This window comes from Corynebacterium sp. H113, assembly GCF_037572315.1.
In the GTDB taxonomy this organism is placed as follows: Bacteria; Actinomycetota; Actinomycetes; order Mycobacteriales; family Mycobacteriaceae; genus Corynebacterium.
Map to the genome: position 1 here is coordinate 1,131,701 of NZ_JBBHKZ010000002.1, position 19,511 is coordinate 1,151,211.

Annotated in this window: 17 protein-coding genes; 8 read left to right on the top strand and 9 right to left on the bottom strand. The window is 55.9% G+C overall.

The genetic code is table 11. The annotated features are described in order from the left end of the window. The first annotated feature begins 18 nt into the window (after positions 1–18). From WG938_RS06295 to WG938_RS06310, 4 genes are all read left to right on the top strand, one after another. Positions 19–441 (top strand): hypothetical protein, encoded by a 423-nt coding sequence (locus WG938_RS06295; RefSeq protein WP_339978585.1) that lies wholly within the window; start codon positions 19–21, stop codon positions 439–441. Further along, positions 431–964 carry an RNA polymerase sigma factor gene (locus WG938_RS06300; protein WP_339978587.1) on the top strand — a complete coding sequence of 178 codons (534 nt, stop codon included), beginning with the start codon at positions 431–433 and terminating at the stop codon, positions 962–964. The genes WG938_RS06295 and WG938_RS06300 overlap by 11 nt, the downstream gene beginning before the upstream one ends. 283 nt (positions 965–1,247) lie before the next feature. Then, the gene (locus WG938_RS06305; protein WP_339978589.1) at positions 1,248–2,735 is read left to right on the top strand and encodes a hypothetical protein; all 1,488 of its coding nucleotides are present in this window, start codon (positions 1,248–1,250) and stop codon (positions 2,733–2,735) included. A 153-nt stretch (positions 2,736–2,888) separates the two neighbouring features. Then, on the top strand, positions 2,889–3,257 hold the full coding sequence (locus WG938_RS06310; protein WP_339978591.1) for a hypothetical protein: 369 nt from the start codon (positions 2,889–2,891) through the stop codon (positions 3,255–3,257). Between the two features lie 65 nt (positions 3,258–3,322). Here the strand turns inward: WG938_RS06310 and WG938_RS06315 are convergent, their stop codons facing one another. The 3 genes from WG938_RS06315 to WG938_RS06325 all read right to left on the bottom strand — a co-directional run bounded on the left by WG938_RS06315 (position 3,323) and on the right by WG938_RS06325 (position 8,811). Beyond that, positions 3,323–5,401 carry an Hsp70 family protein gene (locus WG938_RS06315; protein WP_339978593.1) on the bottom strand — a complete coding sequence of 693 codons (2,079 nt, stop codon included), beginning with the start codon at positions 5,399–5,401 and terminating at the stop codon, positions 3,323–3,325. A 169-nt stretch (positions 5,402–5,570) separates the two neighbouring features. Beyond that, entirely contained in the window at positions 5,571–6,986 is a 1,416-nt protein-coding gene (locus WG938_RS06320) for a GTPase (RefSeq protein ID WP_339978595.1), read from the bottom strand. Continuing rightward, positions 6,979–8,811 (bottom strand): dynamin family protein, encoded by a 1,833-nt coding sequence (locus tag WG938_RS06325; protein WP_339978597.1) that lies wholly within the window; start codon positions 8,809–8,811, stop codon positions 6,979–6,981. Before WG938_RS06325 ends, WG938_RS06320 begins: the two co-directional genes overlap by 8 nt. Before the next feature lie 180 nt (positions 8,812–8,991). Here WG938_RS06325 and WG938_RS06330 point away from each other — a divergent pair, with 180 nt between their 5' ends. After that, a complete protein-coding gene (locus tag WG938_RS06330; protein ID WP_339978599.1) occupies positions 8,992–10,308 on the top strand; it encodes a hypothetical protein in 1,317 nt (438 codons plus the stop codon). Positions 10,309–10,443: 135 nt separating this feature from the next. Here WG938_RS06330 and tpx read toward each other — a convergent pair whose 3' ends face one another. From tpx to WG938_RS06345, 3 genes are all read right to left on the bottom strand, one after another. Then, on the bottom strand, positions 10,444–10,941 hold the full coding sequence (gene tpx, locus WG938_RS06335) for a thiol peroxidase (protein WP_339978601.1): 498 nt from the start codon (positions 10,939–10,941) through the stop codon (positions 10,444–10,446). Positions 10,942–11,013: 72 nt separating this feature from the next. Then, positions 11,014–11,313, bottom strand: coding sequence for an AzlD domain-containing protein (locus WG938_RS06340; RefSeq protein ID WP_339978603.1), 300 nt, complete (start codon positions 11,311–11,313; stop codon positions 11,014–11,016). Continuing rightward, positions 11,310–12,047, bottom strand: coding sequence for an AzlC family ABC transporter permease (locus WG938_RS06345; RefSeq protein WP_339978605.1), 738 nt, complete (start codon positions 12,045–12,047; stop codon positions 11,310–11,312). The genes WG938_RS06340 and WG938_RS06345 overlap by 4 nt, the downstream gene beginning before the upstream one ends. A 124-nt stretch (positions 12,048–12,171) precedes the next feature. Here WG938_RS06345 and WG938_RS06350 point away from each other — a divergent pair, with 124 nt between their 5' ends. Beyond that, on the top strand, positions 12,172–12,456 hold the full coding sequence (locus WG938_RS06350; RefSeq protein ID WP_445228191.1) for an Lrp/AsnC family transcriptional regulator: 285 nt from the start codon (positions 12,172–12,174) through the stop codon (positions 12,454–12,456). Positions 12,457–12,464: 8 nt separating this feature from the next. Here the strand turns inward: WG938_RS06350 and WG938_RS06355 are convergent, their stop codons facing one another. Both WG938_RS06355 and WG938_RS06360 read right to left on the bottom strand, forming a co-directional pair. After that, a complete protein-coding gene (locus WG938_RS06355) occupies positions 12,465–14,153 on the bottom strand; it encodes an FAD-binding dehydrogenase (RefSeq protein WP_339978607.1) in 1,689 nt (562 codons plus the stop codon). A gap of 21 nt (positions 14,154–14,174) precedes the next feature. Then, on the bottom strand, positions 14,175–15,518 hold the full coding sequence (locus WG938_RS06360; protein ID WP_339978609.1) for a class I SAM-dependent methyltransferase: 1,344 nt from the start codon (positions 15,516–15,518) through the stop codon (positions 14,175–14,177). Positions 15,519–15,680: 162 nt separating this feature from the next. On the opposite strand from WG938_RS06360, the gene WG938_RS06365 reads away from it, so the two are divergent. Next, positions 15,681–17,081 (top strand): NAD(P)/FAD-dependent oxidoreductase, encoded by a 1,401-nt coding sequence (locus WG938_RS06365; RefSeq protein ID WP_339978611.1) that lies wholly within the window; start codon positions 15,681–15,683, stop codon positions 17,079–17,081. A gap of 91 nt (positions 17,082–17,172) precedes the next feature. On the opposite strand, the gene WG938_RS06370 is transcribed toward WG938_RS06365, so the two are convergent. Continuing rightward, positions 17,173–17,712 carry a PaaI family thioesterase gene (locus WG938_RS06370; RefSeq protein ID WP_339978613.1) on the bottom strand — a complete coding sequence of 180 codons (540 nt, stop codon included), beginning with the start codon at positions 17,710–17,712 and terminating at the stop codon, positions 17,173–17,175. Between the two features lie 296 nt (positions 17,713–18,008). Between WG938_RS06370 and gndA the strand changes: the two genes are divergently transcribed. Then, on the top strand, positions 18,009–19,487 hold the full coding sequence (gene gndA, locus WG938_RS06375) for an NADP-dependent phosphogluconate dehydrogenase (RefSeq protein ID WP_339978615.1): 1,479 nt from the start codon (positions 18,009–18,011) through the stop codon (positions 19,485–19,487). Positions 19,488–19,511: the final 24 nt, after the last annotated feature.

Consider the following 19,511-nt stretch of genomic DNA (forward strand, 5'->3'; position numbering starts at 1 on the left):
TCCACTAGATTTGATTCCATGAGTAACGACCAAGACTCGCTAGGTTTACCTCAGCTCGACGAGGTGCCCGCTCCCCCTGCGCTGGATTCCATGTTGCAGTCCGTGTTCGACGCACCTGCCGATGATTCGTTGTCCGACATGGTTCCTACCGACTCCGATCTCGCGCCGGACGAGGAAACTGTCCTCGAAGACATCGATATCGCAGATGTCGACGATCTCGATGACGATACTGCTGATACTTATGCAGATGCCGATGTCGCTGACACAGCTGATCCCGACTCGGAGCTGATCAGTGACATCGAGTTCGATACTCCTGAAGCTTCTAATGTTGATTCCGCCTCGGGATACGAGTTCGATGATCCGCACCTGGATTCCCCTGAACTTTACGACGACACCACCGATGTCAACACCGACGACTGGGGTGCTGACGATGTCTTCTAACCAGCAGGAACTGCTAACGCAGGCTCAGGCCGGCGACCAGCGTGCTTTCGCTGAGCTGGTCAACCAGAGCTACAACCACCTGTGGGCTGTGTGCCTCCGCATTACTGGCAATCACCACGATGCAGAAGATGCGCTACAGAATGCATTGACCGCTGCTTGGCAGAATCTTCATAAGTTCAATGGCACTGCAAAGTTCTCGACGTGGGCACACCGTATTGCCACTAATGCGGCGTTGATGCTGGTACGGAGTCGTCGTGAAGTTGCGGATGACGATGATGCCCTTCAAGACGTCGCGGACCTTTCCCCTGCCTTGGATTCGGTCATTGCGACGCAGAGTGTAGTCGGGCAAGCATTGGAGAAACTACAGCCAGATTTCCGTGAAGCGATTGTTTTGCGTGAGTACGGCGATTTGACGTACCAGCAGATTGCCGAGTTCCAGGGAGTTCCGGTGCAAACTGTTCGCAGCCGGATCAATCGAGCCCGGAAGAAATTAAGGGAAGAATTAGCGCCGCTGCTTGCCTAGTTCCGAGACCGGCGGTCGGACCTTATCTTCATGCCTGTTGCCACGGATTCATTCCTGGTAGCAGGCGTTTATGCATTAACAAGCAGAGTTTACTATTTGGTGCTAAAAGTAGGTGACCGCGTTTACATTTGGTGCCTACGACACGTGGCTGTTTTCCAGCAAGAAAAGATTTTTAGAAAGTTTTCAAACTTTCGGGAACCTTTTGGAACTCCCGCTGCATCCAATAACCGAAAAGCAAACAGCGAGTGGGAAACCACAGCGACATTACGAAAGCAGGAAGATCATGAAGTCCACGTCCAAGAACCCATTGAACACCAACTCCAACGACACCACCGCTCCACAGAAGCCAGGTGTAGAGGACGCAACGTCGCCAAAGACCACCGGCGCAGAAAGCACCGGATCTGAAACTTTGATGGACGACCCAAACGTCGAGGTTGTGCACTCCAGTGACATGGACAATAACGGTCAGACTGATGTTGTTCAGCTGGATACGGATGGCGACGGCGAAGCTGATGTCATGGTCGCAGACTTCGACAACGACGATGTCATCGACACGATGGTGTACGACACCAACGGTGACGGCCAGTACGACTACAACGAGTACGACTTCGACAATGATGGCACGATTGACTCGACGTCTGCAGATGCAGATTCGGACACGTCGGCTGACATCATCAAGGAAAGCATGATTGGCGATGATGTCGATGAGTTGTCGGGAGCATCGGCTGATTCCTCATCTTCGGATGTCACCGCTGGTGGTGCCGCGAAGTCGGACATGACCAAGTCTGACTCGACCAAGCCTGACACCACCGAAACCCCAGACAAGAACGCACCAGCAGATTCCACCACCGCACCAACGACAGGAGATTCGGACATGATCAAGGGTGACGCAGCATACGACATCAACGGCGACGGCGTTGCAGACATCGTCGACGTGGACACCGACGGCGACGGAATTGTTGACCTCTCCGTAGTCGACGCAGATGGCGATGGCCGTATCGACGGTGCCGTCTACGACACCGATGGCGACCAGATCCCAGACCTCGTAGAAGTCGATGTTGATGGCGATGGCAAGGTTGACTCCTCTGCCGAGCTGACTCCAGGCGCTACCCCGACCGCAGCCCAGCAAGACGCGACCGTAAATGGTGTTGACGCCACGGGCTTGCCAGTACAGGATGTCGACATCTCGGATATTCCAGCTCCTGGTGATACCGGTGCGCCAGCTACCCCGGATGCATCTGCCGCACAGGGTGCTGCAGCACCATCTGCCCCAGCGACTCCAGACGCTTCTAATCCTGCCACCCCAGACGCTTCTGCTCCAGCAACCGATGGTTCGTACACTGACTTGACTGAAAACCTGGTCGACGCCCAGGACCTGGACGGTGACGGAATCGAAGAGACCCTGTCCTTCGACATGGACGGCGACGGAATTGTTGACGCGCAGGGTATCGACGCAGATGCTGACGGTTTGCTTGAGTCCCTCGAAATTGACACTGATGGTGACATGACCGGCAACGTCATCCTGACGGACACCAACCTCGACGGCAAGATGGATACGTACGAAGAGGACACCGACAACGACGGAGTCACCGACGTACTCATCGAAGACACTGACTTCGATGGCGAAGCAGACAACATTGCTTACGACACCGACGGTGACCACTACTACGACTACGAAGAGCCATACGAAGGCTCTGACCTCCAGTCCGAAATCGAAGGCGACCTCGGCGCTGGCGACGGAGACGCAGACGCTGGCCTCGACATGGTCTAGTCACTAGGACTACCCCACTCGCTGCTTTACATACTGCACAGACCCACCATGAGCTTTCTGCTCTGGTGGGTTTCGTCGTAAAGAGGGAACTTTTTCCGACGCTGCCGCATCTAACCAATAGGCCAACGTGAACCCACGAACGAATGGATAATCATGACTACTACCCCGCCCCCAATCGATCTCCGCTGCACCGATGATCCGGATTTCCTCGACCTTGTGACACTCGATGATGGACTCGTGCCACCAGTTCTCGATGACCTTTTAGATCCGGTGTTTGCAGAGCCGATCATGGAGGCACTCACAGATCTTCTACCGGACGAATCGACAGTTATCGATAGCCTCGTAGATTCGCTGGGCGAGGCCGATCTAGCCGAATTTGATGCCACCGAAGAGGATGTCAGCGAGGGAGAAGCAATCGATGACTATGAGTGGACCGACCTAACCACGGAGCACCCTACCGACTACGACGACACGGAGAGTGATCCCCTAGCCGATCATTGGGGTTCTGACGACATGTTGTAACGCGAAGACCTACTACGCGAAAAGGACAAGCCCACCACATGTTGTGGTGGGCTTTTCGCGTACTACTAACCGTTCACAATCAGATCATCGACGAACTGATCGGCCGCAGCTGCAGTCGTCACTGAAGTTGCGACAACCGCAAGACCTTCGTCCGGCTTCGCGACGACAACGTCCGAGTAGCCACCGCCTTCCAAGGACTTCCGAATGATGGTGTAGCCCTTCTCGTTGCGCTCCTCGACCTCATAGAGTGAGGACTTGCTCTTCAACTCATCGATCATGCCCTGGACAGCCGCCTGGTCCTTCACGAAGTTAGGGCGAATGACCTGGTAGGTGTCTTTACGAGACTCATCCATCCAGCTGCACGACAGCGCCGAGCCTGCAGGTGCTGGATCGTACGTAATAGGGAATGAACTCGACTCAGAGCAATACTCCACCTCAAGCAAACCGGCGGGGAATGCGCTACTGAATTCTGCAGGCAAGGTCGGGGTATTAGTCGAATCACTACCTGACGACGTCGTCGTCAAAGGCGCAGTCGACGACTGAGGTGCAGAACTCTTAGGAGGTGCAGCTTCCGTCGAGGTTTCTTCTGGTGGAGTCTCTTCGCCACCCGACGTCAATGCATATGCGCCACCGCCGATTGCAAGGAGTGCAACTGCGCCAACACCAGCAAATACCAAGCCCTTGTTACTACCGGACTTTTTCGTACTCGCTGGTGCACCATATGGATTCGAGGACTGCTGATCACCCATCGCGGACCGATACGCATCGGCACTATTCGAGCCTTGATTCGTTCCTACACCGTTGGATGACGCACCATTGTTTGGCATTCCAGCGCCTGGAGCACCGAACGCGCTCATCGGTTGCGTACCTGAAGGCTGAGAGGTCGGAGGAGTCATCAGCCGTGCCGATGCTAGTCCTCCCTGCGTCTGAGGCTCAGGCTCGTCAGCATTACTATTGGCTACTCCCCAGTCATTCCCGCTATTCATAGCTGCTGCAGCAGCACCGCCGGCAGCTGTTCCACCGCCAATTCCCGCGAATGGATCATCTACAGCAGCTGTCGATGCTGCTCCCTCGGTCTGCTTCATGGTGCTGTAAAGAGCACCACGAGCGACGACAGTTTTCGGATCATCAAGGCGAGCAACCTGAGCGACTTCACCAAGTCGGTCCTGAACATATGGAATTCGCGACGATCCACCAGTCAGGTACATCGTGGTAATGCCCTTATCTGCCCCGGCATCACGCAACGTCGCGCGGGTGAGGGCGACAGCTCGGTCGATGTCCGTCACCAAGAGATCATTGAACTCTTCACGAGTAAGAAGGAGGTTTGTTTCACCCTCTGGCGTCGACACAGTCACCGTTGCCGACGGAGTATCCGAAAGGATTTCCTTTGCAGTACGGATCGAGTGATCCAAGCTCGTATTTACGCTGGAGGGAGCATCCTGGAGGTAAGTAGCAAGTGCTGGGTTTTCATCTTCGAGCTGGGTGATAACCCACTTACGAATCAGCGTGTCGACGTTTCGTCCACCAAGGCTGTTATCTCCGCGAGCAGCGACAACCCGAAAATCTCCTGATGCATCGGCCTCGAGAACTGCAATATCCAACGTGCCGCCACCAAAGTCAAACACTGCGACCCGATCGCCAGCAGCGACTGGCTGAGATTCCGAGTAAAAGCGGGCAGCCGCGCGCGGCTCAGAAATAAGGTGCAGGTCGTCCATCGAAATTCCTGCTGCCTGAGCACCTGCCTTAAGATTCGAAATCGCATGATGCGACCAGGCTTCAGGGTGTGTCAGCGTCACAGTTGTCGGTGGCTGATCGTTGTGCTGAGACTTACCGATCTGAACAACGCGAGCCAATACTGCAGCCACCAACATCGATGTCTGAGTTTGCTTGCCACCCAACGTCACGGTCGAGTGCTCGATTACACGCTTCGGTGAACCCAAGAACGCGTCGGGCCGAGCCGCCGCATGATTGAAAGCAGAGTACCCAACGTAGATTCCGTTGTCGTCCACGTACACAGCTGATGGCATCAAGTTGCCCTGGTGTGTCAACGCTAGGGTCTCGATATCGCCACTAGAAGCAGAGGTGTGTGCTGCGGCAGTATTCGATGTTCCGAAGTCAATTGCTAGATGCCAATCGGCGGTCATTGTGCTGTGAGCTTTCTGTTACTTCTTCCCGGAGGAAGTTTTCATGTCGCGCCCGCGTCAATCACGGACCCCAAGTCTTACTGTGTTTAATTTTTACCCTGCGAAGCATTAGCAGTAAACAGCCCACGCTCTGTCCATTGCGTAGCACTGCCTCCCATAGTGGAACGAATTACGCCTGAATGCTTTGCATTATGGATCGCAGCGTCAAAATTGACGCTGTTCGCGCGTCCTCTTCGGCAGCCGACAACGTCGACATTGCCATCGTTTGCAGACTAGCTATTAACTCTTGACACCGCAGGACAACGTCGTCCGGCGACGCATCGACCGCAGCCCCAACTCGCTCCCCAATTGATCCCGTACCCAGGAGCTTTGCGACGATCGTCACCAATCGAGAATCCGGAGACGATAACAAAAGCCCCCGGAAACTACGGAACAAATTGATCCGATACATCTCTGGTCGAGTGGTCAATATATGAAGTACTTGTCGAATATGGTCGCGCTGAGGGTGCGTGTAGGCCAGCCTGTCGAGCTCGTCGATAAGCCGAGCGGATCGCTGCAGCACCGCCTGCGGGAGCACTTCCGTGTGTAGTTTCTCTTCGAGAGCGCCGATTCCAGATTGTGTCTGCATCCAGTTGGCAAGACCGATTGCACCCGATTCGGCCGCAACTCGAGCACCATAGATGACGCCGTATTCGCCGAGGATATCGAGCAACATGTCGCGGTCGGTGCCAGATATGGTGGTCGGTTCCTCCGACTCCAGTTCTTCGAGCATGGACTCGCGATCGAGATCAGCCAGCCGAACCAGAAGCCTTGATACAGCTTGCGTTACCGAGCCACTTCGGGAGGACTCCGCCAGCAAACCTGCCATGGGGATAACTGTGTAGACGGAATCCGCCAATTCGCGGGACATGTGGTGGCAGTGCGAAGCTGCATCCTGAATCGGATCCGTCCGCCCCATTGCACCTTCCCCGAAGGAGTCAGCTCGGTTCAGTACACCGATGGAGTTCAAGGGCGTAAAACCGAGTTTGTTCAGGAATTCCAGCTCATCCTTACGTGGCGCAGTATCAAACAGGAAGACAACTGCATCTGCATCAACTGCTGCCTCTGCAGTTTGATCAAAACCATCAATGAGGGCACGGTGAGTTGCGTCTGCGTTGGCTGTCGTCAACGTCGCTAAGCCCGGGGTGTCAATGAGGCTGATCCCTTCCAGAGCACGCGAGGGAAGGAAACGGTCGACATACGCTACGCGTTCTACCGGCAAGGGAAGCTCCGTGAGCATTCCGCCCACCAGGTCTTGTCGCAGTCGCTGCCCATCGATACCAACGACTTCCGCGCGAGATGGCGAACCATTGCGATAAATGGACACCGCATTCGTGCATTCCAACGCCGCCGTCGCAGCGACTTTACTGCCAGTTAAAGCGTTGACCAGCGTTGATTTACCGGCTTTCAAACGCCCCACGATGACAACTTGCGGTGGCGACAGCAATACCGAACGCATTGACTCCGCACGCTCTGGCAGATCCCCACCGCCTCGGGCTAACGCATCGAGCGCCTGGTTAAACAGCCGAGTTACAGAATCACTCATTGCTTCCCACCTCCCCAGTTGCTGCCGAGGCGAGTGGCACGGCAGAGCGCATGGACTTAATGTCCTGACCCAATTTATCGGCTACTTGGTCCACGATTTGTTTGTTCTTTTCTAGCTTCGCAATCTTTCGCTGACGCTGGTCGGCACTTGCCTTTGCGTTACGACGAGTCTCTTCAATCAGCTGCGCAATTTCTTCCGACTCAGTCCTGATCTTCGACCTGTACTTGATGATGAGCTCTGGCCGCACAGCTGCCATTGCCGCATCCATCATGCGAGCAGTGGACACCCGAGTGGTGCTGATGGTCTCCCGAAGCCACGTCAACAGCGCAGTTCGACCATTGCGCATTGCTCGCCAACCGATATTCACGGCAATCCAGGCAGCGCCAGCGACAGGAGCGACAACAGTAATCGACGCGAACAGACCGGCACCGACGACGCCCATCGTCAACAAGCCCGGATCAAAGAGATTCTCTGTCTTCTTCCCCACCGCCTTTGATACGACTTCGGGTGGCGCAATGGCGTTGAGACCGAATTCTGCGATTTCAGACCACACGGCTGCGTCGTCGTCGAAAAGCCGAAGTGTTTCCTGTTCCAGAGCGCGCATTGTCGCAGTCAGCGTTTCTGACATTACTTCGTGGAGCTCACCCTCAATATGGGCAGTAAAGGCCTGTGGCTTCTGGGTAAGGGCTTTGATTCCGCTGCTACGGATTTCCTCGGACCATCGCTGTTGAATACCGTCCATTCGAGAGTCAAGCTCATTCAGGATCTCAGTCCGGCGGAGAGCAAGGTTTCGCTGCAGGTACTGTTCCCACTCTTGTCCATGTTCCTTGAGCTCCCTGAGCTCCTCGCGCTTCTGCTCTAGCTCAGACAAAGTCTGGGTATCGGCAGCAGCAACCTTCAGATCCTTTTCGATGCGCTCTTGCACCGCCCCTAATCCGTCGCGTGCAGCTTCCAACCCTGCAATCTTCGGAATCGCATCGCCCAGCACAAGAGCTGCGTTGATCTCTGCCTTCAGATTGTCAATTCCGCTATTTTTCTTTACGACGGCCGCCCGCTTCGGATCCGACACTTCCATGTCAACGGCATCCACGGCCCGGAGGCTAGAGACACCTACCACCGGTACTGTTTTGCCCAAATACTGTGCGATCAAACGTTTATCGTCTTCGACGATCGCTCGCCAGCGACGGAGATTCTTGTCTATCTTCGTCACAGCAACGATGACTTCGCCGCCCTCTTCGTCGACCCGCTTCAGGATGTCCATCTCAGGACGAGTGATTGGGGTCGAGGCATCGCAGACCATGATCAAAACGCCAGCATTCTTACATTCCCGTAGCGCCAGGCGCACAGCATTTTCGTCAAGGCCTCCGACACCAGGCGTGTCAATGATGGTGACATCCGCAAGAGTGCAGTTCCCTACATCGACTGTCACCGCATTAGGCAGATCGTCCACGGCATTGGCCACGTGAGTTCCAGAGAATGAAGCCCAGTCGTGAAGCTCATTGCGGGGAACAGTCTTGCTGTTTTCTCCGGCATGCAGGTGTATCACTGATTCATCGACTGATCCTGCGGAGGTGAGAATACGGATGGGTGCCGAGGTACAAAGATTGACGCCAACAGGAAGTAGCCCTCGGCGCCCGATGAGAGCATTGACGAGCGCTGACTTCCCTCTTTTTACTTCACCAACGATGACAACTTGTCGTACGCGAACCGCATCATTGAATCTTTTGTCAGCGATATCAGCAATGGAGGTGTACCCGTAGCGACGCAAAATTGTCAGCGCATTGTTAAAGGAACTCGCAGGTGGGAGGGGTGAATTGCTGGTCATTCGCGTGCTCGCTCGGCAGTGCTTTCTGTGATGGTTCGTAATTGTTAGCGTCGCTAAAGTAGCGTGCTCAGCCTATTATCACCGCATAGTGGGAACTTTTCAGCAGGACCCGTGCATCTCATTAGTGAATCACCAGGGACGGCCCCTGAAGGTGACACGAGACAAGGAATGGAAAGCACAATGAACACCTCATCCCAGCCAGAGAAGCCAATCATCAACGTACAGGCTGATGAGCCAACCCTGATCGGTGCGGCAGATACCGATGGAGACGGTCGCGTCGACATCGCTCAGTACGACAGCACCGGTGACGGTCGCGTCGACACCACCTTTGTCGACACAGACGGAGACGGTTCCATCGATCGCGTCGAACTCGATACCGATGGCGATTCTATTCTCAACGAGGTTCACACCGATACGGACGGCGACGGCCTCGTAGACCGCATCGTGGAAGATCTCGATCTCGACGGTTCACTAGAGTCCGTAACTTTGGATTCAGCACCTGCTACCCCTGCAGCACCCGTTCCCACCCCTGATGTGGCACCAACGCCTGATGTGGCACCAACGCCTGATGTGGCACCAACGCCTGAGGCAGCACCGTCTGACCAGCCAGCAACCGCAGCTTCTGCGGATGCAGGCACCGACGCTCGCATTACCGATGCATACGACCACGACAACGATGGTCAGCCAGACTCCTTGTACATTGACTCCGATGGCGATGGAGAAGCTGACATCCGTATCGCGGATTCGGATAAAGACGGTGAAGTCGACTCGGTATCGTACGACACCAATGGCGACGGCATGATGGATCACCGCGAGTACTCATACGGTGACGACCCAAGCAACTCAAGCGTGCACCGCGATGGCGATGCCCTGCAGCCCACCGAGGCACAGCGCGACATTGTCGACGCTAACCAGGACCTCAGCGATCTGTCGATGGACGAAATGAATGTCAAGCTGTCCGATGCAGCTAGCAACGGTGATGATTCGGCTGAATCTTCTGACGATTCTTCCTCGGACGACAACGCCACGGACAAGAACGCGCCGGGCAACGCGGACTCATCGACTGTTTCCCTGCCAGGTTCAGAATCTCAGGACATCTTTGCAGACGGAACTGTGCTGTCGAGCGAGGACACGGACAGCGATGGTGTCCTGGACTCCTACGTGATCGACACCGATGGAGATGGTGTTGGCGATACCGTTGCCCTCGACGAAGATAACGACGGCAACATCGATGTCGCTGAAATCGATACCGATGGTGACGGTGTCACCGACGTCGCAGCGATTGACACCAATGACGACAACGTCGCTGACCGCTACGAGTACGACACTGATGGCGACCGTGTCGGCGACTATGCGCTGTCCGATACTGACCTGGACGGATCTCTTGACACCGCCGAGTACGACAGCAATGGCGATGGCTACTACGACCGGACTGAAGCCTACAACGATTCCGCTGCGGGCGACCCAGTAGACGGTGGCGACTACTCGGGTATGTAGTTCGCATACTCATCGGCGACGCACAAAGCCTCGGCTCTTCCTCATTCCACGGAGGAAGAGCCGAGGCTTTCACAGTTGAGCGACAGTTGAGACACAGCCGCTATGAATCCGTGAGCAACTGCTTTTCTACAACTTCTACTTCAGCGCTGCCAACGCTGCGTCGTAATCAGGTTCTTCGGTGATCTCTGGAACGAGCTGGGTGTATACGACATTGCCGTCGGCATCTGCGACGACAACGCTACGAGCAAGAAGACCCGCCAGCGGGCCGTCTTGCTGCACGACACCAAGCTGCTCGCCAAAGCCGTGGCGGAAGTCAGAAGCTGCCTGGACGTTTTCGATGCCCTCGGCACCGCAGAAACGAGCCAATGCAAATGGCAGGTCACGAGATACGTTCAGGACAACCGTGTTGTCCATTTCGGCTGCGAGTTCGTTGAAGCGACGCACGGATGCAGCGCAAACACCGGTATCAACCGATGGAAAAATATTGAGAACAGTGCGCTTACCAGCGAAATCGCTATTGGTCAGGGATGCCAAATCGGTGCCCGTAACCTCGAATGCAGGCAGCGATGCGCCCTGTGCTGGGAGGTCGCCGGAGATCTGTACTGGGTTTCCTTGAAATGCAGTGTGAGCCATGTCTCCATTTGTACCCGTGGTTGGCTGATGGCACCAGGGGTCGTCGTAAAGTGGCACCTACCAAGCGAAGTATTAACCCCATAGCTCTACCACCCACACTGTCAGAGCAGCGCCAATGGCCACCGTAAACAGCCCAAAATTGCGCCACGCGAGAAGGACAGCGACAAGAAGTGCGGCAAGGCCCGAATACCACAGGCTTGTCGAATGAATAACCGCTGGCACTGTCATCGCAGTGAGTACTGCATATGGCGAGAAAGCAAGAAAAGCCCTCAATCGGGCATTCGTCAATTCCCCGCGAACGAGGACAAGCGGAGCGGCACGAAGCGCAAACGTAATGGCAAACATAATGCCAACCGAAACCCAGATACTCATTCTGCTACCTCGATTGCTGTCGCTTTGGCTGACATGTTCTCGGGACCTTGAGGGAACAGGGCTGCGCCAATAGCCGAGGCAATCGCTGTCGCGATAATGATTCTCCAACCCGCCTGAATTCCCGATGCTGCTGGCGTGTAATACAGGACAGCACTAACGATGCCAGCAATCATCGCGACTACAGCGATTGACGACGATCGTCGTAACGCTGGCACCACCACAGCGGTGAACATGGCATACAGCAGGACCCCCATCGGCCCCAGCAGCGATTGGAGGAAGGTCTCGCCTGCAACCGCGCCAACCACGGTGCCAGAGGTCCAGCCCACAATCGGCAGCAGCATCAGGCCAAGGGCATACTTCGCGTTAACGGTGCGCTGGTTCAATTCGAGCGCGAAAATTTCATCGGTCACTCCATACGCAATGATCAGGCGCCCCATGATCGGCGTGCCCGGCGCGATGCGCTGCGATAGGGACATGCTCATGAGCAGGTACCGCAGGTTGACGAGGAGCGTTGTCATGGCAAGCTCGAAAAGTGTTCCACCAGCGATCACAGAGACGCCCGCGAACTGGCCCGAAGAGCTCAGGTTGGTGGCGGACATGATGGCGAGGCCGAGGGTCGGCAAGCCAAGTGACGCAGCTGCGAGGCCGAAAGCGACGGATACCGTGAAGTAGCCCAAAGCGATGGGAATACCGTGGCGGAGGCCTGTTAAGAACCCTGAAGGAACATTAGTCACAATGCGGAATTCTAGCGCTCGGTGTTTTCCGTAAGCTCATGGGTAGTGATGAACGCTGGTGCCTGCTCAGGTGCCTGCGCGTGGCCGTGGTGTCGCGGCCCCAGAACTAAGAGAGGAAATACTCATGTCTATGACGACGGCGATTGTCCATATCGATGTTGAATCTGACCGTATCCCTGAGGCAGCGGAAGCAATTGTCAACATCAAGGGTGTCACTGAGGTCTATTCGATCACCGGCGAATGGGATTTGATGGCAATGGTTCGCGTCCGTGATCATGAGCAATTGGCCGATGTCATTCCGAATAAGGTCAACAAGGTTTCCGGCGTTATTCGTACGGAAACGCAGCTAGCGTTCCGCACGTACTCGCAGCATGACTTGGAAAGCGCGTTTTCGCTCGGTTTGGACTAAGTCTGCGACTAGTTCCGCGCCGTGTTCTTCGCCATGGCGCGGCCTGCTTGGCGGCCGCTGAAGATGCATCCTCCGAGGAAGGTACCTTCCAGCGCATTGTTACCGTGGACACCACCTCCACCGAAACCAGATGCTTCGCCCGCAGCGTAGAGGCCATCGAATACTGAGCCATCCGGGTGCAAGGCCTGACCATCTAGGTTTGTCTCGATGCCGCCTAGCGTCTTGCGGGTCAACATGCGCAACCGAACCGCGATGAGTGGCCCCTGTTGCGGATCGAGAATCGGATTTGGCGCGACTGTGCGAATCAACTTATCGCCCATGAACTTGCGGGCAACGTTGATGTAATTGACCTGGTAATCCTTGGAAAAAGGATTTCCCGTCTGGCTATCACGCGTCTCGATCTGCTCTCGCAGTTCGGCTGCCGAGATCTGTGGCGCAGCATCTCCCTTTTCGTCAGCAACCAGGTTGTTCATGCCCTCAACCAGGTTGTCCAGGGTGTCAGCCACCACCCAATCTTCGCCATTGTCCATGAACGCTTGTACGGGCGCGGGGATTCCCGAGGTCACCTTGCCCACCAACTTGCGGACTTCTTTATCCGTAATATCCGGATTCTGTTCCGATCCAGAGAACAAGAACTCCTTGCCTGCGATGGCCGCATTCAGCACAAACCACGAGTAGCTATGCCCCGTCGACAAGATGTGCTTCATCGTGCCTACCGTGTCCGCACCAGGGATAAACGGCGCCGGAAGCCTCTTTCCTTCCGCATCAAACCACAACGAGGATGGCCCTGGAATGATGCGAATACCGTGGTTCGGCCAAATCGGATCCCAGTTCTTCATGCCTTCGGTGTAATGCCACATGCGATCACGGTTGATGAGATTCGCTCCGGCTGCCCCTGCAATATCAATGCCACGACCGTCAACGTGAGCTGGTACTCCGCACACCATGTCGTCCGGCATCGCGCCGAGTCGCTCCTCCGGCCAACTACGACGCACTGCCTCCAAGTTGCCTCCCACACCACCGGTCGCGATCAGAACGGCACCGGCGCGAAATTCAAAGTCCTCGCCCGTTTCTTCGCGTGACGACGCCACTCCTCGTTCACAATCGTCGGAAGGGGTAAGAATGCGACCACGAACACCCACTGCCTTTCCGTTGTCGACAATGATCTCATCAACACGGTGGCGATGCCGGAACTCTACTCGCCCCTCGGAGGCAGCTGCTTTCACGGGCTCTGCAAAAACGCGGACGATCTCGGGACCGGTGCCCCACGTCAAGTGGAAACGTGGTACGGAGTTGCCGTGGCCGTCAGCGCGCCCATCTCCACGTTCTGCCCACCCGACGACAGGAAGGAAACGAACTCCGAGAGAGCGCAAGTAGTCTCGTTTCTCCCCGGCCGCAAAATTGAGATACGCAGTAGCCCACTTGCGTGGCCACTCATCTTCGGAACGCTCAAACTGGGCAGAGTTGAACCAATCGCGCGTCGCCAAGTCAAGGTTGTCTTTAACACCGAGCCTGCGTTGTTCTGGCGAATCGATAAGGAAAATGCCACCGAGGGACCAAAATGCCTGGCCACCAAGATTGGCTTCATTTTCTTGGTCAACCAGAATGACCCGTCGACCAGCACGCTGCGCTTCATACGCAGCAACAAGGCCCGCTAGTCCTGCACCGACGATGATGATATCCGCATTATTGTTCACATGAACAAAGCTAATGCTTAACTATCGACGTCGCTTAGAAACCTTCACAATTTCCAGCTGAACCATATTCAGTCGGCCGGTATCTACCAATGCTTGTTGCAACGCGAGGTGATAATCCCACAGCCGACGATAAACACGGTCATATCCTAGACCCGCAGCTTTGCGTGAGCACGCAGCGAAGAAGTCGCGATTTAGTTTGAGCGTCTCGCTGTAATGACCTGGATAGTGGGTTTCCGCAGCGATCCGCATACCAGTGTCACGGTCAACGATACGTCGCAAGTTCTCCATCGTTGGGTAATACAGGTTTGGCCAGATATAGGAACGCACGATATCGGTGGCCGAATCCGCTGCCTCATCGAATGTGTCCGTCGCCACAGCCATTTGGACGACGATGGTGCCTTCCGGCGTCAGAATCCGCTCGGCATTGCGTAACCAGCTACGCAACCGCTCTTTACCGAAAGTTTCCAGACGCTCGACATTGATAATCGCTTCGTAGTCACTATCGAATTCACGTGGTGAAGGCACCTCATTATCAGCACGCAACACCTGAACGACACCACCGAGGCCAGCTTCCTCCGCGCGATCAAGAATCGTCTCCGCGTGATCTTCGCGCACTGCAAGCACATCAACTCCTGCACCACGATCAGCGGCACGCAACGCTACCTCACCGCCAGTAGACGGCCACACCAACACGTGGTCACCAGCTCGCACCCGACCAGCGTCAAGCATGGCATCGATGCGTCGCAGCTGAGCCGTCGCAAAGTCAACGCGCGCAACGTGCTTTGGAGGATCAATATAGGTGACGTGAACTGGCCACTTACTAGGAAAACCAGAACGCCCGGCGCCCGGCGCATGGTTGGTTTTCATCTCCTGGACAGTCGTGCGGACACCAGACGCAAATAGAGCTGAACCTGTGGCCAGATTGGGGCCAGCGATCAAGCCCAGCAGAGTCGTTGGTAGTTCCGCGCCACCACTAATGGCTTCGGGCTGCGGACGACTCCTAGCTAGAGTGCGCATACTCCGCAGCATTGATCCTTTAGGGCCGCCATCGAGGCCCTCATCGAGAAGTTTGGAGAGCGCTTCAGGAAGACGCTCGCAGTCCCATTCCCCCGCAAGGTAAGACTCACCGAGGCCTAACCAATCTGCCTCGGCGATGCGGTCGAACAACATTTCATCGCGAACTTCAATACGGAGCTCATCGGTGCCCTCCCTCGAAGTTTCGCGAGCGATACCAGCGCGAGCACACGTAGCAGCGAAAGCGTCAGCAGCCCATTTCGAGCGGTTATCCAGCATGAATCCGTCGGGAGTACGCGCGACACGGGGCCACCGAGATGCATCGATTGATGAGCGCTCTCCGCTTTTCACGTAGCTCCTTCAGTGAAGAATGACGGGGCGTTCCACCCAGTCATGACAGACCTTGAACCAGGAAAAGACTACCGGGAAAACTCGCAAAATATGCGATGGCTCACCGGGGTACTATCATGTCTGCGTAACCCATACATTTGCAGCCTTGTGAGGAGAATTTACATGACCGAGACGCCGTATCGTCCGAATACCGGCCGACCACACGTCGTGATCGTCGGTTCGGGCTTCGGTGGCTTGTTCGCCGCTCGAAAGCTCAAGGACGCTGAGGTCGACGTAACCCTCATCGACCGGACCAATCACCACCTGTTCCAGCCACTGCTCTACCAGGTAGCAACCGGCCTTCTGTCGTCTGGCGAAATTGCTCCCCCAACCCGTCAGATCTTCGACGGCATTCCTAACATCCGTGTTGTTAAGGGTGTCGTCACTGATATTGACGAGGATGCGCAGACCATCACTTCGCACCTCGGCGAATCCACCAACGTGTGGTCGTACGATCACCTCATTCTCGCTACTGGCGCTGGCCAGGGCTACTTCGGCAACGACCACTTCGCTGAGTTCGCGCCGGGCATGAAGACCATCGACGATGCTCTCGAAATTCGCGCTCGCATTATTGCCGCATTCGAGCGCGCTGAGGTCACCGAAGATCCAGCAGAACGCGAGCGCCTGCTCACCTTCGTGATCGTTGGCGCTGGCCCAACGGGCGTCGAGCTTGCCGGTCAGGTCGCAGAGCTGGCAAACCGTACTCTCGCTTCCTCGTACCGCTCGTACAATCCTCACTCCGCTCGAGTTGTACTTCTCGACGGCGCGAATCAGGTGCTCCCACCATTCGGTAAGCGTCTGGGTCGTAATGCTCAGAAGCAGCTGGAGAAGCTGGGTGTCGTCGTCAAGCTCGGTGCAATGGTTACCGATGTCAACGACGAGGGCGTTACCTACAAGAGCATGGCGGATAACACCGAGACGTTCATCCCGTCGTACTGCAAGATTTGGTCTGCAGGTGTTGCAGCATCCCCACTTGCAAAGCTAGTCGCCGACAAGTGTGGAGCAGAGGTAGACCGCCCAGGTCGTGTCATTGTGAACGATGACTTGACCGTTGGCACCTACAAGAACGTCTACGCCGTTGGCGATATGGCTAATGCAAACAACTTGCCGGGCGTCGCTCAGGTCGCAATCCAGGGTGGCGAATACGTCGCCGAAAACATTGCTGCCGAGGCGGAAGGTCGCGACGTTTCCGAACGCACGCCGTTCGAGTACTTCGACAAGGGCTCCATGGCAACTGTTTCCCGCTTCTCCGCTGTGGTGAAGATGGGCAAGGTCGAGGTTGCAGGCTTCATTGGTTGGCTGTTGTGGCTCGCTGTTCACCTGATGTTCCTGGTTGGCTTCCGCAACCGCCTGGTCTCCGTGGTCAGCTGGGGCCTCAATGTCATGAGCCGTGACCGTTGGCAGATGGTGGCAACCCGCCAGCAGATGTTCGCTCGAAATGCGATGAACCGTTTGGCTGAGTTGTCCGAGGACTCGGATGACGCACCTGCCGAGATCCGCGAGGCACATCGCAATAACAGCTAGTCCTGCTCTAGTGGCGCACTAGGCGCACAAATAAAGACTGCCCGTAGCAATCAGCTGCTGGGCAGTCTTTTTCTGTTAGCGTCCGGCTTGGCTACTTGGCTTCTGCAGGCAAGATTGCGAGACGAAGATTCGTGCGACTGAGGAGTTTTCCGTCAGAGTCTCGCGTATGCCGAATTTCCCACACCTGGGAAGTACGTCCAAGGTGCACCGGGGTCGCCGTTGACACGACGACATCACCGGCTTGCGCTGAGCGATAGAAGTCAGTGCTGTTATTGACACCCACTACCGGCTGTTTTCCACCCACCGCGATGAAGCCGGCAACAGATCCAGCAGACTCTCCCAGCGTTGCAAACATGCCACCATTGGCTAATCCCCACGGCTGCAAATGACGCTCGTCCACGGTCATTTCCATGACGAGATGGTTTGGACCCAATTCGCGGTATGACGTTCCGATCGTTGCATCCAGACCAGCGATTTCTCGAATTGCCATCGAGTCGTTCAACGATGCGATTTGCTCACTGGTCAGTGGCGACTGAGCAGCCATGCGCAACATGCTGACATACTCGCGAAGTGCTGCTGACCGGTCAGTCGACGACTCGTTGGCTTGAGGTGTGGTGTCGTTGTTCTTCATGTGCGCGTTTCTCCAACCATTGCGTGTATCTAGCTCAAAAGCCTGATCGACAGGCCCGTACGACAATCGCACGTGCACTGATTGCAACAAGTGTAGATATCAACAGAAACTATTGTGGGCACTCTCTAGGAATATCCACGCACGTTTGCAAAATAGTTCTAAACTCATAGCTCGGATACGTAGATTTACGGGCCCAGGCTGCACGTCAATGGCCGAGCAGGGACTAGTCTGGTAACCGTTTAACCGCGCACATCGCTGCGCATACATTCTCGATGGAAAATGGTGAACACTTCAGAATGACGAACGCAGAAAACACGAATGCAGTCGCGGAAACCGGTAAGGCACAGATTGGTGTCGTTGGGCTTGCAGTCATGGGTTCCAACATTGCCCGCAATTTTGCTCGTAATGGCAATACGGTCGCAGTGTTCAACCGTAGCCCGCAGAAGACGCGCGACATGATGGCGAATTACGGCGACGAGGGTGCTTTCATCCCGTCCGAAACCATCGAAGACTTTGTTGCTTCACTGGAGCGTCCTCGACGCGCACTCATCATGGTGCAGGCAGGTGCGGCAACTGATGCGGTCATCAACCAGCTTGCAGATGCGATGGATGAAGGCGACATCATTATCGACGGCGGAAATGCGCTGTACACCGACACGATTCGTCGTGAAGCTGAAATCCGCGAACGCGGCTTGCACTTCGTCGGCGCAGGTATCTCAGGTGGCGAAGAGGGCGCTCTCAATGGCCCGGCAATCATGCCTGGCGGACCAGCCGAATCCTACGAATCCCTCGGCCCGCTGCTCGAGTCCGTGGCTGCTGTTGTCGATGGCACTCCCTGCGTAACCCATATCGGCCCAGATGGTGCGGGACACTTCGTCAAGATGGTCCACAACGGCATCGAGTACGCCGACATGCAGGTCATCGGCGAGGCCTACCAGCTGCTCCGTTACGCAGCAGGTCTGGAGCCAGCGGAGATCGCTGACATCTTCCGCACCTGGAATGCTGGCGACTTGGACTCCTACCTCATCGAAATCACGGCAGAGGTTCTCTCCCAGGTTGATGCTGAAACCGGCAAGCCACTTGTCGACGTCATCGTCGATGCTGCAGGCCAAAAGGGCACTGGCCGCTGGACCGTCAAGGCTGCCCTCGACCTGGGTATCCCAGTAACGGGCATCGGTGAGGCTGTGTTCGCTCGTGCCCTGTCGGGTGCACGTGACCAGCGCGCTGCAACTATCGACAACCTCCCCTCGGGCGACGTCACCACGCTGGAGGCGCTCGGCGTCGACAAGCAGGAGTTCGTTGAGGATGTCCGTCGCGCACTGTACGCCTCCAAGCTCGTTGCGTATGCGCAGGGCTTCGATGAGATCAAGGCTGGCTCGGCTGAGTACGACTGGAACGTTGATCCACGCGACCTCGCTACGATTTGGCGTGGTGGCTGCATCATTCGTGCGAAATTCTTGAACCGCATTCGCGAGGCATACGACACCAATCCTGAACTGGAATCGTTGCTACTTGATCCTTACTTCAAGGGCGAGTTGGGCGACTTGATGGATTCTTGGCGTCGAATTGTTATCTTGGCAACGCAGTTGGGTCTGCCAGTACCGGTGTTCTCGTCGTCGCTGTCGTACTACGACTCCTTGCGCGCACACCGCCTGCCAGCGGCGCTCATTCAGGGTCAGCGTGACTTCTTTGGCGCTCACACGTACGAGCGTGTTGATAAGCCAGGCAAGTTCCACACCCGGTGGTCCGGCGACCGTTCTGAGATTGAAGCGTAGTGCATCTCTCCCGGTAATCTGGTC

Coding starts and splice junctions, on each gene's coding strand:
- WG938_RS06295 (WP_339978585.1), top strand. CDS start 19: ATGAGTAACGACCAAGACTCGCTAGGTTTACCTCAGCTCGACGAGGTG.
- WG938_RS06300 (WP_339978587.1), top strand. CDS start 431: ATGTCTTCTAACCAGCAGGAACTGCTAACGCAGGCTCAGGCCGGCGAC.
- WG938_RS06305 (WP_339978589.1), top strand. CDS start 1,248: ATGAAGTCCACGTCCAAGAACCCATTGAACACCAACTCCAACGACACC.
- WG938_RS06310 (WP_339978591.1), top strand. CDS start 2,889: ATGACTACTACCCCGCCCCCAATCGATCTCCGCTGCACCGATGATCCG.
- WG938_RS06315 (WP_339978593.1), bottom strand. CDS start 5,401: ATGACCGCCGATTGGCATCTAGCAATTGACTTCGGAACATCGAATACT.
- WG938_RS06320 (WP_339978595.1), bottom strand. CDS start 6,986: ATGAGTGATTCTGTAACTCGGCTGTTTAACCAGGCGCTCGATGCGTTA.
- WG938_RS06325 (WP_339978597.1), bottom strand. CDS start 8,811: ATGACCAGCAATTCACCCCTCCCACCTGCGAGTTCCTTTAACAATGCG.
- WG938_RS06330 (WP_339978599.1), top strand. CDS start 8,992: ATGAACACCTCATCCCAGCCAGAGAAGCCAATCATCAACGTACAGGCT.
- tpx (WP_339978601.1), bottom strand. CDS start 10,941: ATGGCTCACACTGCATTTCAAGGAAACCCAGTACAGATCTCCGGCGAC.
- WG938_RS06340 (WP_339978603.1), bottom strand. CDS start 11,313: ATGAGTATCTGGGTTTCGGTTGGCATTATGTTTGCCATTACGTTTGCG.
- WG938_RS06350 (WP_445228191.1), top strand. CDS start 12,172: ATGTCTATGACGACGGCGATTGTCCATATCGATGTTGAATCTGACCGT.
- WG938_RS06365 (WP_339978611.1), top strand. CDS start 15,681: ATGACCGAGACGCCGTATCGTCCGAATACCGGCCGACCACACGTCGTG.
- WG938_RS06370 (WP_339978613.1), bottom strand. CDS start 17,712: ATGAAGAACAACGACACCACACCTCAAGCCAACGAGTCGTCGACTGAC.
- gndA (WP_339978615.1), top strand. CDS start 18,009: ATGACGAACGCAGAAAACACGAATGCAGTCGCGGAAACCGGTAAGGCA.